Annotated in this window: 15 protein-coding genes; 4 read left to right on the top strand and 11 right to left on the bottom strand. The window is 56.6% G+C overall.

What is annotated here, in order from left to right:
* Nucleotides 1-108: 108 nt before the first annotated feature.
* The 5 genes from tnaA to sitA all read right to left on the bottom strand — a co-directional run bounded on the left by tnaA (nucleotide 109) and on the right by sitA (nucleotide 5,447).
* Complete coding sequence (gene tnaA, locus HVX72_RS04550) at nucleotides 109-1,524, bottom strand: tryptophanase (RefSeq protein WP_042288670.1); 1,416 nt, start codon at nucleotides 1,522-1,524, stop codon at nucleotides 109-111.
* Between the two features lie 497 nt (nucleotides 1,525-2,021).
* Nucleotides 2,022-2,870 carry an iron/manganese ABC transporter permease subunit SitD gene (gene sitD, locus HVX72_RS04560; protein WP_042288667.1) on the bottom strand — a complete coding sequence of 283 codons (849 nt, stop codon included), beginning with the start codon at nucleotides 2,868-2,870 and terminating at the stop codon, nucleotides 2,022-2,024.
* Nucleotides 2,861-3,718, bottom strand: coding sequence for an iron/manganese ABC transporter permease subunit SitC (gene sitC / locus HVX72_RS04565; RefSeq protein WP_181826348.1), 858 nt, complete (start codon nucleotides 3,716-3,718; stop codon nucleotides 2,861-2,863). Before sitC ends, sitD begins: the two co-directional genes overlap by 10 nt.
* Nucleotides 3,718-4,533 carry an iron/manganese ABC transporter ATP-binding protein SitB gene (gene sitB / locus HVX72_RS04570; RefSeq protein WP_181822629.1) on the bottom strand — a complete coding sequence of 272 codons (816 nt, stop codon included), beginning with the start codon at nucleotides 4,531-4,533 and terminating at the stop codon, nucleotides 3,718-3,720. Before sitB ends, sitC begins: the two co-directional genes overlap by 1 nt.
* Nucleotides 4,530-5,447, bottom strand: coding sequence for an iron/manganese ABC transporter substrate-binding protein SitA (gene sitA, locus HVX72_RS04575; protein ID WP_181822630.1), 918 nt, complete (start codon nucleotides 5,445-5,447; stop codon nucleotides 4,530-4,532). Before sitA ends, sitB begins: the two co-directional genes overlap by 4 nt.
* A 203-nt stretch (nucleotides 5,448-5,650) precedes the next feature.
* On the opposite strand from sitA, the gene HVX72_RS04580 reads away from it, so the two are divergent.
* Nucleotides 5,651-6,010 carry a nitrous oxide-stimulated promoter family protein gene (locus tag HVX72_RS04580; protein ID WP_042288659.1) on the top strand — a complete coding sequence of 120 codons (360 nt, stop codon included), beginning with the start codon at nucleotides 5,651-5,653 and terminating at the stop codon, nucleotides 6,008-6,010.
* A gap of 47 nt (nucleotides 6,011-6,057) precedes the next feature.
* On the opposite strand, the gene flhA is transcribed toward HVX72_RS04580, so the two are convergent.
* The 6 genes from flhA to hypA form a co-directional block, all read right to left on the bottom strand.
* Nucleotides 6,058-8,136 (bottom strand): formate hydrogenlyase transcriptional activator FlhA, encoded by a 2,079-nt coding sequence (flhA, locus tag HVX72_RS04585; RefSeq protein WP_181822631.1) that lies wholly within the window; start codon nucleotides 8,134-8,136, stop codon nucleotides 6,058-6,060.
* A 144-nt stretch (nucleotides 8,137-8,280) separates the two neighbouring features.
* Complete coding sequence (hypE, locus tag HVX72_RS04590; protein ID WP_181822632.1) at nucleotides 8,281-9,291, bottom strand: hydrogenase maturation carbamoyl dehydratase HypE; 1,011 nt, start codon at nucleotides 9,289-9,291, stop codon at nucleotides 8,281-8,283.
* Nucleotides 9,288-10,409 carry a hydrogenase formation protein HypD gene (hypD, locus tag HVX72_RS04595; protein WP_181822633.1) on the bottom strand — a complete coding sequence of 374 codons (1,122 nt, stop codon included), beginning with the start codon at nucleotides 10,407-10,409 and terminating at the stop codon, nucleotides 9,288-9,290. The genes hypE and hypD overlap by 4 nt, the downstream gene beginning before the upstream one ends.
* Nucleotides 10,409-10,681 (bottom strand): hydrogenase 3 maturation protein HypC, encoded by a 273-nt coding sequence (hypC, locus tag HVX72_RS04600; protein ID WP_042288645.1) that lies wholly within the window; start codon nucleotides 10,679-10,681, stop codon nucleotides 10,409-10,411. Before hypC ends, hypD begins: the two co-directional genes overlap by 1 nt.
* Nucleotides 10,672-11,544, bottom strand: coding sequence for a hydrogenase nickel incorporation protein HypB (gene hypB / locus HVX72_RS04605; RefSeq protein ID WP_042288643.1), 873 nt, complete (start codon nucleotides 11,542-11,544; stop codon nucleotides 10,672-10,674). Before hypB ends, hypC begins: the two co-directional genes overlap by 10 nt.
* Nucleotides 11,545-11,609: 65 nt before the next feature.
* The gene (hypA, locus tag HVX72_RS04610; RefSeq protein WP_042288638.1) at nucleotides 11,610-11,966 is read right to left on the bottom strand and encodes a hydrogenase maturation nickel metallochaperone HypA; all 357 of its coding nucleotides are present in this window, start codon (nucleotides 11,964-11,966) and stop codon (nucleotides 11,610-11,612) included.
* Between the two features lie 210 nt (nucleotides 11,967-12,176).
* On the opposite strand from hypA, the gene hycA reads away from it, so the two are divergent.
* From hycA to hycC, 3 genes are all read left to right on the top strand, one after another.
* Entirely contained in the window at nucleotides 12,177-12,638 is a 462-nt protein-coding gene (hycA, locus tag HVX72_RS04615) for a formate hydrogenlyase regulator HycA (protein WP_042288635.1), read from the top strand.
* A gap of 146 nt (nucleotides 12,639-12,784) precedes the next feature.
* Nucleotides 12,785-13,396, top strand: a complete 612-nt coding sequence (gene hycB / locus HVX72_RS04620) for a formate hydrogenlyase subunit HycB (protein ID WP_181822634.1) — start codon at nucleotides 12,785-12,787, stop codon at nucleotides 13,394-13,396.
* Nucleotides 13,393-15,219: a formate hydrogenlyase subunit 3 gene (hycC, locus tag HVX72_RS04625; RefSeq protein ID WP_181822635.1), complete on the top strand. Its 1,827-nt coding sequence runs from the start codon at nucleotides 13,393-13,395 to the stop codon at nucleotides 15,217-15,219. The genes hycB and hycC overlap by 4 nt, the downstream gene beginning before the upstream one ends.

Consider the following 15,219-nt stretch of genomic DNA (forward strand, 5'->3'; position numbering starts at 1 on the left):
TTAATGATAACGGCTAAGTCGGTGTTGTCGTCAGGAATATCAGTAATGCCAGGCTTGAATTCGCCAGCGGCGTTATCAAGGCGATAACGCCGCTGGCGTCAGGGTTAATTACACTTCCGCGAGTCGCGCGGTAAAGTGACGTAAGACTTTTGGCTCGTAGGTGAAGGTTAACCCTTTAATATTATGGGCATTCTCTTTGACGTGTCCGAAGGCTTCAATAATAAAGTCCATATGCGTTTGGGTGTACGTCGCGCGGGGGATGGTTAAGCGCAGCAGCTCGGCCGGACACGGTAGCTGCTTGCCGGTTTTCGGATCGCGGCCAAGCAGGAATGACCCAATCTCGACGGCGCGAATGCCCGCGACTTTATACAGTTCGCAGGCCAATGCCTGGGCCGGGAACTGCTCAGCAGGAATATGCGGCAGCAGCTTACCGGCGTCGACGAATGCCGCATGCCCGCCCGCTTGCTGACAGGTCACGCCGATGGCTTCCAGGCCGTCTACCAGGTACTGAACCTGCGCGATGCGGTAGGATAGCCAGTCCTGGTTCATCCCATCGTAGAGGCCCGCGGCCAGACGCTCCATTGCGCCGCCTTCCAGCCCACCGTATGTCGGGAAGCCTTCCTGCACCACGCAAATCGTCCTGCATTCGGTATACACATCGAGGAAACTGTCGTCTTTAATGCACAGCAGCCCGCCCATTGGCACCATGGCATCCTTCTTCGCTGACATGGCGAGCATATCCGCATACTTATAGGTCTCGCGGGTGATCTCTTCAATGGTCCAGTCCTGATAACCCGGCTCTCGTTGCTGAATAAACCAGGCGTTTTCCGCAAAGCGCGCCGAGTCCATTACCACCGGAATATCGTACTTCTTCGCGATAGCGTACATCGCTTTCAGGTTCGCGAGCGAAACCGGCTGGCCACCCGCCGAGTTACAGGTAATGGTCGCCACGATATAAGGGACATTATTCGGGCCGACGGTTTCAATTTCATGCTCCAGACTCTGCAGATCAAAATCACCCTTAAAGTCATTGCGAACGGCAGTATCAAACGCTTCCTTAATGTAGACGTTGCGAACGGTACAGCCATTAATCTGGCTATGACCCTGGGTGGTGTCGAAGAAATAGTTGGAGAAAGCCACCATTTTGCTGCGATCGAGGCCTTTTTCCTGCTCGCGTTTTTTGATCAGCACCGGAATGTAGATTTGTTCAGCGCCGCGCCCCTGGTGCGTTGGAATGGTGTACTGATAACCAAAAATATCGTTCACCGCTTTGCATAACGCATAATAGCTTCGGCTGCCGCTGTAAGCTTCATCGCCGCGCATCATTGCCGCCTGCATATTTTGCGTGACGGCGCCGGTGCCGCTGTCAGTCAGCAGATCAATAAAGACATCTTCGCTATCCAACAGGAAGGGGTTCATCCCGGCGTTAATAATCGCATTGTCACGATGCTCCCGGGTGGTGCGTTTTACCGGTTCAATAACGCGAATACGAAAAGGTTCTGGCAGATGTTTAAAGTTATTCATGATGTCATCCTTTAATCTTTATTTTGGGCGCGCGATTCCCGGGGTTATTCATGAAATATGAAAACCACTTTTCTGACGCAATACGAATTCGTCTTTATGATTAACCGTAGAACGCCGAAACGACTGACCTTCGCCAATTTATCAGGGCGAGTCAAAACCGCTGCGGTGAAACAGAAATCATAAAAACAAGTATGGGATATCAGTTACTGGCTAAATAAATAGCCTGCAATGATATTGCGGTGGAGGCGTATGTGGCGTTAAGGACGGTGATTGACAATAACGGTGTCAATATTAAACCATTTGGACATTTTATAAGATGTGGTCAGGATGTTCATAATGTACGTTCTCCATTAGTCACGAATATACATTATGTTATTTTCTCTTTTTGTCTAATCTTTGTGCATTCAATTGTGAATTTGGTCACGAACGATGTCATTCAACGATTTTGTCAGCGTAAAAGAGGAGCGCTACGTCGCGTTCCTCTTTATGCCACGAAATCAGACGGGCTGGCGGCTCCGCATTTCAGATCGCCGATCGCGAAGGGATGAATAAATAAACGCGACGATAAAAATCACCGTAAACAGCACAACAATCGTTGGCGCAGGGGCGCTGTCTAAGAAAAAGGATAAATAGACCCCGAGAAACGCGCTGATCGTCGACAGCAACACCGCCAGCAACAGCGCGTGGCCAAAACGGCGGGTGAGCAGAATGGCAATCGCGCCAGGGGCGATCAGCAAAGAAATCGACAAAATAATGCCGACCGATTTTAACGTCGCGACAATGGTCAGGGCGATCATGCACAGCAGACCGTAATGCAGCAGCGTGGTGTTCAGCCCACAGGCTTTCGCCTGATGGGGATCGAAAGCGTGCAGCAGCAAATCTTTCCATTTTACGCCGATAATCAGCGCGATCCCCAGGGCAATAAGCGCGGTTTGCAGAATATCGACCAGCGATACCCCAAGCATGTCGCCGAACAGAATATGGTCCAGATGCACTTCAGACTGAATTGACACGTACAGCACCAGCCCTGCGCCAAACATACCAGAGAATACGATCCCCATGATGGTATCGCGTTTGATGCGGCTGTTATCGTCGAGAAAGCCCGTGGCGACAGCGCAAAACAGCCCGGCGATAAACGCGCCGATAGCCAGCGGAATACCGACGATATACGCCAGCACAATACCCGGAAACACCGCGTGACTCATGGCATCACCCATGAGCGCCCAGCCTTTCAGCACCAGAAAGACCGACAGCAGCGCGCAGGGAATAGCGACAATGACGGAAACGGCAAGGGCGTTCAGCATAAAGTCGAACTGAAAAGGCTCAAGCAGTGTGCTTAAGAACATGACGGCTCCTTAAGACGTGCGCGACGTCGGTTAGCGAGCAGTCCGTGCTTCGGCGCAAAAATAAACGCCAGCAAAAACAGTAATGTTTGCAGGACCACGATAATTCCTCCGGTGGCGCCGTCCAGCCAGTAGCTGAGCCCGGCGCCGAAGAAGCTGGTCAGGCTGCCAATGGCGACAGCGAGAGTCAGTAAACGCGGAAAGCGGTCGGTTAACAGCCAGGCCGTTGCGCCGGGCGTGACCACAAGGCAGATCACCAGAAAGGCTCCAACGGTTTGCAGGGCGGCAACGGTCGACACCGACAGCAGGGTAAAAAACAGCAGCTTCAGACGACCCGGGTTCAGGCCAATCGAACGGGCGTGGTTTTCATCAAAGAAGGTGACCATCAGGTCTTTCCACTTTAACAACAGGATGAGCAAAGAAACCACGCCGATAATTGCTAACTGCAGAATGTCTTCCGGCGCGATAGCCAGCACGTTACCGAGGATTATCGTCTGAATATTCACCGACATCGGGTTTAGCGACACCATAAACAGTCCGATGCCAAAAAATGAGGAAAAAATCAGACCGATAATGGCGTCCTCTTTTAACCGGGAGCGCTGATTAAGAAACAACATACTGCCCGCCGCCAGGCCGCCGGAAAGAAACGCGCCGACAGAGAAGGGAAGACCCAGCATATACGCCCCGGCGACGCCGGGCACGATCGAATGCGACAGCGCATCGCCAATCAGCGACCAACCCTTGAGCATCAAATAGCAGGAGAGAAATGCGCACAGGCCGCCGACCATCGCCGAGACCCACATTGCATTGAGCATATACTGATAGCCAAACGGCTCGGTCAGCCAGTTCATCATTGGCCTCCCTCAACCGTACGGCGGGCGATAAACGGGCGTTCATCATCAGTAATGATATGTTCTTCGCCGCCGCTGAGCGTGACGTGTCGCAAAACGCCGCTGAACGCCAGTTCCAGGTTTTCGGCGGTAAAGGTGGTATCGGTAGGGCCGCTAGCCAGCACCGTGCCTTTGATCATCACGGTGTAATCGCAAAACTCGGTTACCGAGCCGAGATTATGCGTCGACACCAGCATGGTGCGCCCCTCGTCGCGCAGTTCACGCAACAGCGCAATAATGCGGGCTTCGGTTTTAACGTCCACACCGGTGAAAGGTTCATCCAGCAGGATCACCTGACCCTCCTGGGCGATCGCTCTGGCAAGAAATACGCGTTTTTTTTGCCCGCCGGACAGTTCACCAATCTGGCGGTGGCGGTACGCCAGCATATCTACCCGTGCCAGCGCCGCGTCGACGCGCGCATGATCTTCCGCGCTCGCTCGCCGCAGCCAGCCCATGTGACCGTAGCGTCCCATCATCACCACATCTTCCACCAGCACCGGAAAAGACCAGTCCACTTCTTCGGACTGCGGCACATAAGCGATCAGATTGTGCTTCAGCGCCTTGCTCACCGGCTGTTGCAGAATGGCGATATTCCCTGCAGCCAGCCGGACAAAGCCCATTAGCGCCTTAAACAGCGTCGATTTTCCCGAGCCGTTCACCCCGACCAGCGCGGCGATGGAGCCGCCCGGCACCTGAAACGTGGCATCCCGCAGCGCGGTGTGACCGTTGCGATACGTCACCGTCAGCTGATTCACGGTAATCGCAGATGGACTCATGGTTGGCTCCTCAGACCGTCGTTAATCCCTTTGACGATGGTTTCAGTGGTGACGCGCAGCAGCTCGAGATAGGTCGGAACCGGACCGTCTGCCGCGCTCAGGGAGTCGACATACAGCACACCGCCATAGTGTGCGCCGGATTCCCGCGCCACCTGGCGGGCAGGTTTATCCGGGACGGTGCTTTCACTGAATACCGTAGGGATGTGGTGCGCTTTGATGGCGTCGATCACCTTGCGCACCTGCTTTGGCGTGCCCTGCTGATCGGCGTTGATTGGCCAGAGATAAAGCTCTTTCAGCCCGTTATCGCGCGCAAGGTAAGAGAAAGCCCCTTCGCTGGTGACCAACCAGCGTTTGTCGGCGGGGATCTTCGCCAGTTCGGCCTGTAACGGAGCCAGCGCCTTGCGGATTTCCGCTTTATAGGTCTCGGCGTTTTTCTGGTAAACCGCGGCGTTGTCCGGATCGTATTTCACCAGTGCAGCGCGAATATTATCGACATAGATCAAGGCGTTTTCTGCCGACATCCACGCGTGCGGATTAGGCTTCCCGTTATAGGGACCTTCGCTGATGCCCATTGGCTTCACGCCGTTTGAGACCGTGACTTCCGGTACGCCGTCCAAATGCTGGTAAAAGCGGGCAAACCACAGTTCCAGATTCAGGCCATTAGAGAGGATCAACTGCGCGCCCTGCGCCCGTTTAATGTCGCCAGGCGTGGGTTGATACTCATGAATTTCTGCGCCGGGCTTGGTGATGGAGCTGACGTCTGCCGCATCGCCCGCGACATTTCGCGCCATGTCAGCGATCACCGTGAAGGTGGTAATGACTTTGAATTTCTCTTTTGCATACGCAGGCGACAGCGCAAAAACGGCAAGTGCGCCAGTGAACAGGAGCGATGTTAAACGGGGCAGGTGCGGCATAGTATCCCTCATAATAAAGTGGTTAATTATTCATCGAATATAGCCTTTGCTATGTTATATAGCACAAGGTATAGATAAGATACAGTTAAATGAAAATAATTCTTATTTGAATGACCGGTAAGGAACCTGTCACCTTCGGGGGATAGTGTCGTGAATAGTTAAGTTGTAGAATAAATGCATCTTAATGCCGCGGAGGGCACATCATGACCGGCAAGCGTATTGCTCGTGAAAAATTGACGATTAAAAAGATGATCGCGCTATACGAAAGCCAGTGTCCGCAGGCGTCTGACGAATCAGGGCACTATGACGCGCTGTTCGCCTATGCGCAAAAGCGGCTGGACAGATGCGTGTTTGGCGAGGAAAAACCGGCCTGTAAACAGTGTCCGGTGCACTGTTACCAGCCCGCTAAGCGCGAGGAAATGAAGCAGATCATGCGCTGGGCGGGCCCGAGAATGCTCTGGCGGCATCCGATCCTCACCGTTCAGCATTTGATTGACGATAAACGTCCCGTTCCGGCGCTGCCCGAAAAATTTCAGCGTAAGAAGCGCAGGGAAGAGGGCTGAACGGGTAGGACGAATAAGGCGCATGCGCCTTATTCGTCAATGGCCTCTTACACCAGCGCGTCCTTATCAATCCCCAGTCTTTTCATGCGCGACAGCAGGGTGGTGCGCTTCAGGCCCAGACGCTGGGCTGCGCCTTTCGGCCCCGCAACCACGCCGTTGGTCTCTTTTAATACGCGCATAATCAACTGGTACTCATCCTCGCCGTCCTGCGCCACTTCGGTCGCCACCGGCGGCGTGTGAGGCGTGAGCATTCCCATATCCGGTAGCGAGAGCTGGAGCACGTTGCCTCTGGTGAGCAGTACGGCGCGCTCAATAACGTTTTCCAGTTCACGTACGTTACCCGGCCACTCCATACTGCTAAGCGTACGCAGGGTTTCCGCCGGAATGCTGTCGATATTGCGTCCCAGACGGCGGGCGATCTTGAAGGTAAACGCTTTGACCAGCAGTGGAATATCTTCCGGGCGCTCGCGCAACGGCGGCAACTGGATCGGAAAAACGTTCAGCCGGTAGTAAAGATCGCTGCGAAACTCGCGGTCGAGAACCATTTTTTTCAGATCGCGGTTAGTGGCGGCAATCAGGCGCACATCGGTCTGGATCAGTTTGTTGCTGCCCAGCCGTTCAAATTCCTGCTCCTGTAACACGCGCAACAGTTTCGGCTGCAACTCCAGCGGCATGTCGCCCACTTCATCCAGGAACAGGGAACTTTTATCCGCCAGCTCAAAACGGCCTATCCGCTGCGCGCTGGCGCCGGTGAACGCCCCGCGCTCATGACCGAACAGATCGCTTTCCAGCAGTCCGGCGGGCATTGCCGCGCAGTTCATTTTCACCATCCGGCGTGCGTTGCGGCCGCTCAGGTTATGAATCGCTCGGGCAATCAACTCCTTCCCGGTGCCGGTTTCACCGAGGATCAGCACCGTACTGTCGCTTTGCGCGACCATCTCTACCTGCTTCAGCACGCTGTACATTGCCTCGCTGCGACCGATGATCTCGCCGAACTCACTGTCGACGTTGTTGAGCTGTTCGGTCAGCGCCAGGTTCTCGTCCACCAGACGTTCTTTCAGACGGTGGATTTCCTGATACGCCCGCGCGTTATCGACGGCGATCGCCACACGTTCGGCAATCTGGCGCAGCAGCTTCAGGTTGGCGGTGGTAAACACTTTTTCTTCGCACTGCGCCAGTTTCAGCACCCCGACCATGCTATTGCCTGACATCAACGGCAACAGGCACAGCGTCTGGATCTGATTACCCCAGGTTTCAAACAGCATCCGTTCATATGGCGCCAGCGCATCCCGTTCATTGAGGTTGATCAGCAGCATCTCTTTGCTTTTAAACACCCGTTCGGTCAGGGTACCAGCTTCATCGACCTCGCTCTGTTCGTGCGCGGGATGATTCTGATCGAGATAATGCGTGGAATAGATATTGAGTTTGTTTTTCCGGTGGCTGCGCAGAACGATGCTGATGTCGTCAATGTTGAAATAATGATGGATCTCTTTGGCGACTTCGCTCACCAGTTCGTCCATATCCAGACGCGAGAGCACAGCGTTGGTGATGGCGACCAGAATACGGAAGTTATCGCGCTCCCGGCACAGAAGTTCGTAATCGACGTTATTGGTTACCCGGCACTGGATCTGCTCTGCCACCACGCCGACGATCTGGGTGAAGGTTTGCAGGCGTTGGTACTCTTTTTCGCTCCAGGAACTTTCTTCACGGCGGGTAAACTCGCAGCCGCCGAAAATGCGTCCTTCCGCCGCCAGCGGCAGCAGGCAGTAATGCCCGAAGGGCTCATACAGACCGCCGGATGCCAGCTGCGGCCAGGTCTCGCTGAACTCGGTATAGTGACAGTGCAGGGCGTCAGGACGGGAGAGGATCCGACGAATCGGCCCGTGAGCCAGCACCGTCTCATCCTCATAAGCGACGGGTTTACCCTGTTCGCGCGTGGCGTAATACGATGCGCGCTGCGTTTCGGCTTGCCACAACACTATCGCCGCGCTGTCGGCAAGCGCAGAGCGCTTTACCAACTGCGAAAGCGCCTCACTCAGCGATTGCAGGTCGGGCTGCTGTAATAATGTACGAGTGATATCGAACAATCCTTGCTGCCCGAGATCGCTCATCGGTGTATACGACATGTTGCTTTTCCAGGAAAGTACCGCTGCGCGGTGAGAAAAGTGAGTTAAATTATAGGTATTCTTTTGCGTTTATTGCGGGCCACTGGGTCGACCCGCTTGTACTGGCCGGACAAGCATTTAGCGTCATCCGGCAACATAACGAACTTAACAGATCCGCGGCAGCGGCTCGGCGTGCGGGAGATCGAGCGTTCGCTTCACGCCGTACAGACCCGCCAGCCGCACGCCTTTACGCTCGACCACGTCACCAATCAGCGCGGCGTCGCGCCCCAGCGGATGCGCATGCAGCGCCGCCAGCACCGCTTCTGCCGCATCACGTTCCACGGCAATCACCAGTTTGCCTTCGTTGGCAAAGTTGAGCGCGTCCAGCCCCAGCAGCTCGCATACTCCCCGAACGGCAGGCTTTACGGGAAGTGCGGATTCGGACAGCTCAATGCCATAACCACAGGCGGCGGCAAATTCATGGACCACCGCGTTGACGCCGCCGCGGGTGGCGTCGCGCAGCGCCTTCACGCCCGGAATATCCCGCAGGGCCTGAATCAGCGGCGTCAGCACCGCGCAGTCGCTGACCAGTTCGCCGTCCAGCCCGAGCTGTTCGCGCAGGTTGAGGATAGTGGCGCCGTGGTCGCCAAGGGTGCCGCTGACCAGCAGCACATCGCCCGCAGACAGGGTTTGCGCGCCCCAGTGGATGTTGGCTGGAATCGCCCCCATTCCGGCGGTGTTGATAAACAGCTTGTCCGCCGCGCCGCGCTGCACGACTTTGGTGTCGCCGGTGACGATGGCGATATTTGCTTCGCGCGCGGTCGCCGCCATGCTGCTCACCACGGCTTTCAACGTCTCCATCGGCAGGCCTTCTTCAAGAATAAAGCCGCAGGAGAGATAGCGCGGAACAGCGCCGCTGACCGCCACGTCGTTGGCGGTGCCGCAGATCGCCAGCTTGCCGATATTGCCGCCGGGGAAAAACAGCGGGTCAATAACGTAGCTGTCGGTCGAAAAGGCCAGCCGATCGCCTTCGGCCACCAGTTGCGCCAGTTCCAGCCGCGCCTGGTCTTCCTGCTCGGCGAGCCACGGGTTGGCGAAGGCCTCCATAAACAAGCTGTTAATCAGCTGCTGCATGGCCTGTCCGCCGCTACCGTGGGCGAGTTGTACGCTGTTCATGCTTCACACTCCTGCTGACGATACTGATACCAGGCGGCACATGCGCCTTCTGAAGACACCATCAACGCGCCAAATGCGCTTTCCGGGTTACAGGTTTTGCCAAACAACGGACACTGATGCGGCTTACATTTGCCGGTCAGCACTTCGCCACAGCGCGCGCGCGGGTCGTCGTAAACCTGCTGCGGCGCCGGACGGAAGTGGGTTTCAGCATCAAAACGCTGATAATCAGGCGTCAAATGCACGCCGGACGATTCAATCACCCCCAGACCGCGCCACTCGCTGTCGCCGGTCACGCAAAACACCTCGGCGATCGCCTGCTGCGCCAGCAGATTTCCGGCGTCGGGCACCACGCGGCGGTACTGGTTTTCCACCTGGCTGTGGGCCGCTATTTTCTGCTCAACCAGCATCACTACGCCTTGCAGTAGATCAAGCGGTTCGAATCCGGCGACCACCAGCGGACGATCGAACTCACGTGCTATGAAATCATAGGCGTTGGTGCCAATCACCATGCTGACGTGGCCCGGCGCGAGGAACGCGTCGATGCCGTTGTCGGGCTGCTCAAGCAGGCTGCGCAGCGTCGGAATGAGGGTGATGTGCTGACAGAAAAAGTAAAAGTTCTGCACGTCGCGCTGTTTCGCCTGCTGTAAGGTAATGGCTGTGGTTGGCATGGTGGTTTCAAAACCCAGACCGAAGAACACCACTTTGCGCGTCGGGTTTTCCTGCGCCAGTTTAAGGGCATCCATCGGCGAATAAACGATGCGCACATCCGCGCCGCGGGCTTTCGCCTGTAACAGCGATCCCTGTTTGCCGGGTACGCGCATGGCGTCGCCAAAGGTACAAAAAATCACCTCCGGGTGGCTGGCGATTTCAACGCAGCTGTCGATGCGCCCCATTGGCAGTACGCAGACCGGGCAGCCCGGGCCGTGAATGAATTCCACGTTCTCCGGCAGCAACTGGTCGAGACCAAACTTAAAGATTGCGTGGGTATGACCGCCGCAGACTTCCATAATGCGCAGCGGACGTTCAGGGGTGTAAGGCAGCAGCGCGGCGCGTTCGCGCAGGTGCTCAATCAACTGCATCACCTGTTCCGGCGCGCGGTATTCGTCAACAAAACGCATTATTTTTCCTCGCCGTACAGCAAAGCGCCGACGTCCGGCTCAACATCAAACATGTTTTGTAGCGCGTCGAGGGTGTCGCGCGCTTCGGCTTCGTTGATGACGCTCATCGCGAAACCAACGTGCACCAGTACCCATTGACCGAGACGCGGCGCGCCGTTTTCGTCATGGCTGCCGACCAGCGTCAGATCGACGTCGCGCTGGATGCCGCAGACGTCGACTTTGGCCTGGTTACCGTCAATGGCGCGGATTTGGCCGGGAACGCCTATGCACATCGCTGTGCCTCCAGCCAGTTGAGCCATTTCTCCATCCCTTCGCCGCTGGTGGCGGAAATGAGGATGATCTCGATGTCCGGGTTGACTTCCCGGGCGCTGGCCATGCATTTCTCTACGTCAAAATTGAGGTACGGTAGCAGATCGACTTTGTTAAGCAGCATTAACGAGGCGGCGGCAAACATATGCGGGTATTTCAGCGGCTTGTCTTCACCTTCGGTAACGGAAAGCACCGCGACCTTGTGGCGTTCGCCGAGATCGAAGCTGGCCGGACAGACAAGGTTGCCGACGTTTTCGATAAACAGGATGCCGTTATCGTCAAGCGGTAAGCGTGGCGCGGCGTCGGCAATCATCTGTGCGTCGAGATGGCAGCCTTTGCCAGTGTTGACCTGAATCGCTGGCGTGCCGGTCGCGCGAATGCGCGCGGCATCGTTGACCGTTTGCTGGTCGCCCTCAATGACCGCGCACGGAACCCGGTCTTTTAGCTTCATCAGCGTTTCGGTGAGCAGGGTGGTTTTACCGGAACCAGGGCTGGAGACGAGGTTGAGCACCAGGTGTTGACGGGCGGCGAAGCGGGCGCGGTTGCGCTCGGCCAGACGGTTATTTTTATCCAGCACGTCGATTTCTACTTCCAGCATGCGGCGCTGGCTCATGCCCGGCGCGTGGGTGCCGGCTTCGCCGTGTCCGTAATGCAGATCGCCTTCTTCGCTCTGGCTCGGGGTGAAGGCAGACGTTTTAATACCGGTAATATTCAGCGCCGGGCGGGCTGCCGGGGCAAAAGGCGCGCTACGAAACGCCGAATGCGGGTTATGCTCATCACCCTCTATATAAAGGTTGCCTTCAGCGCAACCGCACGTTGTACACATTGCTCACTCCTGGTCTCTTTCTTGTTACAGGCTTTCTGCCGGATAAGGCGCAACCGCCGCCCGGCTTAATCTTCTGTTCCATCAATTTCAATTCGCCGAATCTGTAATCCGTCGTCTGCCACGATGCGTAGCGTATCGCTGTTGCATTGCGGACAACGGCGTACGCGGTGGGTCAGTAACGTGACGTATTCCTGACAGCACTCGCACCAGCATTCGGCTTCTTGCTGTTCGAGGTGCAGTTTACAACCTTCCGCAACAGTGCCACGGCATACCAGATCAAAACAAAAGGAGAGAGCGCTGCTTTCAACGCAAGAAAATGCGCCAATTTTGAGCCAGACCCCAGTTATGCGTTTTGCGCCATGCGCAGCGGCCTGCTGTTCGATCAATTCCAGCGCCCGCTGGCAAAGGGTGATTTCGTGCATGTTGCCTCCCGATGTGATGGCCAGGGTTAAGCAATAAGCGTGCCAGCATGATTATTGTTAAGGCTCGCTGATGACGACGATGACGAAATGACATGTCATTCGCGCGACGAAAGCGATGGATGAATTTTAAAAGTTATTAAAAACAAATAGTTAAAAAGTGGCATGGAATATGCTTATGGCTGGCTATCTCAGTTAAACGGGTAACCTGTCATGACTATTTGGGAAATAAGCGAAAAAGCCGACTACATCGCGCAGCGGCATCGTCGCCTACAGGACCAGTGGCATATTTACTGCAATTCGCTGGTCCAGGGGATCACCCTGTCAAAAGCGCGGCTGCATCATGCGATGAGCTGCGCGCCGGATAAAGACCTGTGCTTCGTCCTGTTCGAACACTTTCGCATCTACGTGACGATGGCGGAGGGCTTTAACAGCCACACCATTGAATACTACGTCGAAACGAAAGACGGTGAAGATAAACAGTTGATTGCGCAAGCCCAGCTCAGCATTGAAGGCAGTGTGGACGGTCGGATCAGCAACCGCGACCGCGAGCAGGTGCTGGAACACTATCTCGACAAAATCGCCAGCGTTTATGACCGTCTGTATGCCGCCGTCGAGAGCGGTTCGCCGATCAATCTGAGCCAACTGGCGGCGGGTGAAAGCCCGGCAGCGTAAGACCGGGACACGACCCGTTTGACATCGTGACGTCGCCGTACGTGTCGTCACGGGAATTTTTAGGGACAGGTGTGTCGATAAGTGTCGAAAGTGACATTTCATCGCCATCTTTTCGTCAAAAATGACTATCACCTGAGGAATGCCTGGTGAATCGTTTTGTAATTGCTGACTCCACGCTCTGTATCGGCTGCCACACCTGTGAAGCCGCCTGTTCAGAGACGCATCGCCAGCACGGCCTGCAGTCTATGCCGCGCCTGAAAGTGATGCTTAACGAAAAAGAATCTGCGCCGCAGCTGTGCCACCATTGTGAAGACGCGCCCTGCGCCACCGTGTGTCCGGTTAACGCCATTAACCGGGTGGATGGCGCCGTACAGCTTAATGAAAGCCTGTGCGTCAGCTGCAAACTGTGCGGCATCGCCTGCCCGTTTGGTGCCATTGAATTTTCCGGCAGCCGACCGCTACACATTCCGGCGAACGCGAATACACCAAAAGCGCCGCCCGCGCCACCCGCGCCGGCTCGCGTCAGTACGCTGCTGGACTGGGTGCCTGGCGTACGGGCTATCGCGGTGAAGTGCGATCTGTGCAGCTTCGACGAACAAGGCCCGGCCTGCGTGCGGATGTGTCCGACCAAAGCCCTGTATCTGGTAAATAACATGGATATCGCCCGCGCCAGCAAACGTAAGCGTGAGCTGACCTTTAACACCGATTTCGGCGATCTCACCTTGTTTCAGCAGGCTCAGAGTGGGGATGCAAAATGAGCGCAATTTCATTAGTCACCAGCGGCGTGGCCTGGTTCGCCGCCGCCGCGGTTCTGGCATTTCTGTTTTCGTTTCATAAAGCGCTGAGCGGCTGGATCGCCGGGGTTGGCGGCGCGGTCGGCAGCCTGTGTGCGGCTGGCGCGGGTTTTACGGTGCTCATCAGCGCAACTGCCGTCAGCGGCCTTATGCCGGCGATCGGTCATAGCGTACAAATCACCCCGCTGAATGCGATCTGGCTGATCACCCTCGGACTGTGCGGACTGTTCGTCAGCCTCTATAACATCGACTGGCATCGTCACCCGCAGGTTAACGCTAACGGCCTGTTGGTGAACCTGCTGATGGCGGCGGCAGTTTGCGCGGTGGTGGCCAGTAACCTCGGCACACTGGTGGTGATGGCGGAAATTATGGCGCTGTGCGCTGTGTTCCTGACCGGATGCAGTAAAGAGGGCAAGCTGTGGTTTGCGCTGGGGCGTCTCGGTACGCTGCTGCTGGCGATCGCCTGCTGGCTGGTGTGGCAGCGCTACGGCACGCTGGAACTGCGTCTGCTGGACGTGCGCACCCAGACGCTACCGCTGGGCTCGGATATCTGGCTGCTTGGCGTCATCGGTTTTGGCCTGCTGGCAGGGATTATTCCGTTGCACGGCTGGGTGTCGCAGGCGCACGCAAACGCCAGCGCGCCAGCCGCGGCGCTGTTCTCTGGCGTGGTCATGAAGGTCGGACTGCTGGGCATCCTGTCGCTGTCGCTGATTGGCGGCAACGCACCGCTGTGGTGGGGCGTTACGCTGCTGGTGCTTGGGATGGTCACTGCTTTTGTCGGTGGTCTGTATGCGCTGATGGAACATAACATCCAGCGTCTGCTGGCTTACCACACGCTGGAAAACATCGGCATTATCCTGCTCGGTCTTGGCGCGGGCGTCACCGGCATTGCACTGAATCAACCGGCGTTAATTGCGCTGGGGCTGACCGGCGGGCTGTATCACCTGGTCAACCACAGCCTGTTTAAAAGCGTACTGTTTTTGGGAGCTGGCAGCATCTGGTTCCGTACCGGTCACCGCGACATTGAAAAGCTGGGCGGCATCGGTAAGCGTATGCCAGTCATTTCTGTCGCGATGCTGGTGGGGTTGATGGCGATGGCCGCGCTGCCGCCGCTGAACGGCTTCGCAGGCGAGTGGGTGATCTATCAATCGTTCTTCAAACTGGGTAACAGCGGGGCCTTTGTGGGTCGCCTGCTGGGGCCGCTGCTGGCGGTTGGCCTGGCGATTACCGGCGCGCTGGCGGTGATGTGTATGGCGAAAGTGTTTGGCGTCGCCTTCCTTGGCGCACCGCGCACTAAAGAAGCGGAAAACGCCTGCTGTGCGCCGATCCTGATGGGCGTAAGCGTGGTGGCGCTGGCGATTTGCTGCGTGCTGGGCGGCGTCGCCGCGCCGTGGCTGCTGCCGATGATCGCCACAGCCGTTCCGCTACCGCTGGAAACGGCGAACACCACGGTTTCACAACCCATGATCGCACTGCTGCTGATCGCCTGTCCGCTGCTGCCGTTCATCATCATGGCAATGTTTAAGGGCAACCGTCTGCCGTCACGTTCGCGCGGTGCGGCGTGGGTCTGCGGTTACGATCATGAGCAGTCGATGGTCATTACCGCGCACGGCTTTGCCATGCCGGTGAAGGAGGCTTTCGCGCCCGTCCTCAAACTGCGCAAATGGCTGAATCCGGTTTCGCTGGTGCCGGGCTGGCAGAACGCGGCGGCGCCGTTGCTGTTCCGTCGCCTGGCGCTGATTGAACTGGCGGTACTGGTGGTGATTGTGGTTTCACGAGGAGCCTGA

It is taken from the genome of Citrobacter sp. RHB21-C05 (assembly GCF_013889015.1).
Classification (GTDB): domain Bacteria; phylum Pseudomonadota; class Gammaproteobacteria; order Enterobacterales; family Enterobacteriaceae; genus Citrobacter_A; species Citrobacter_A sedlakii.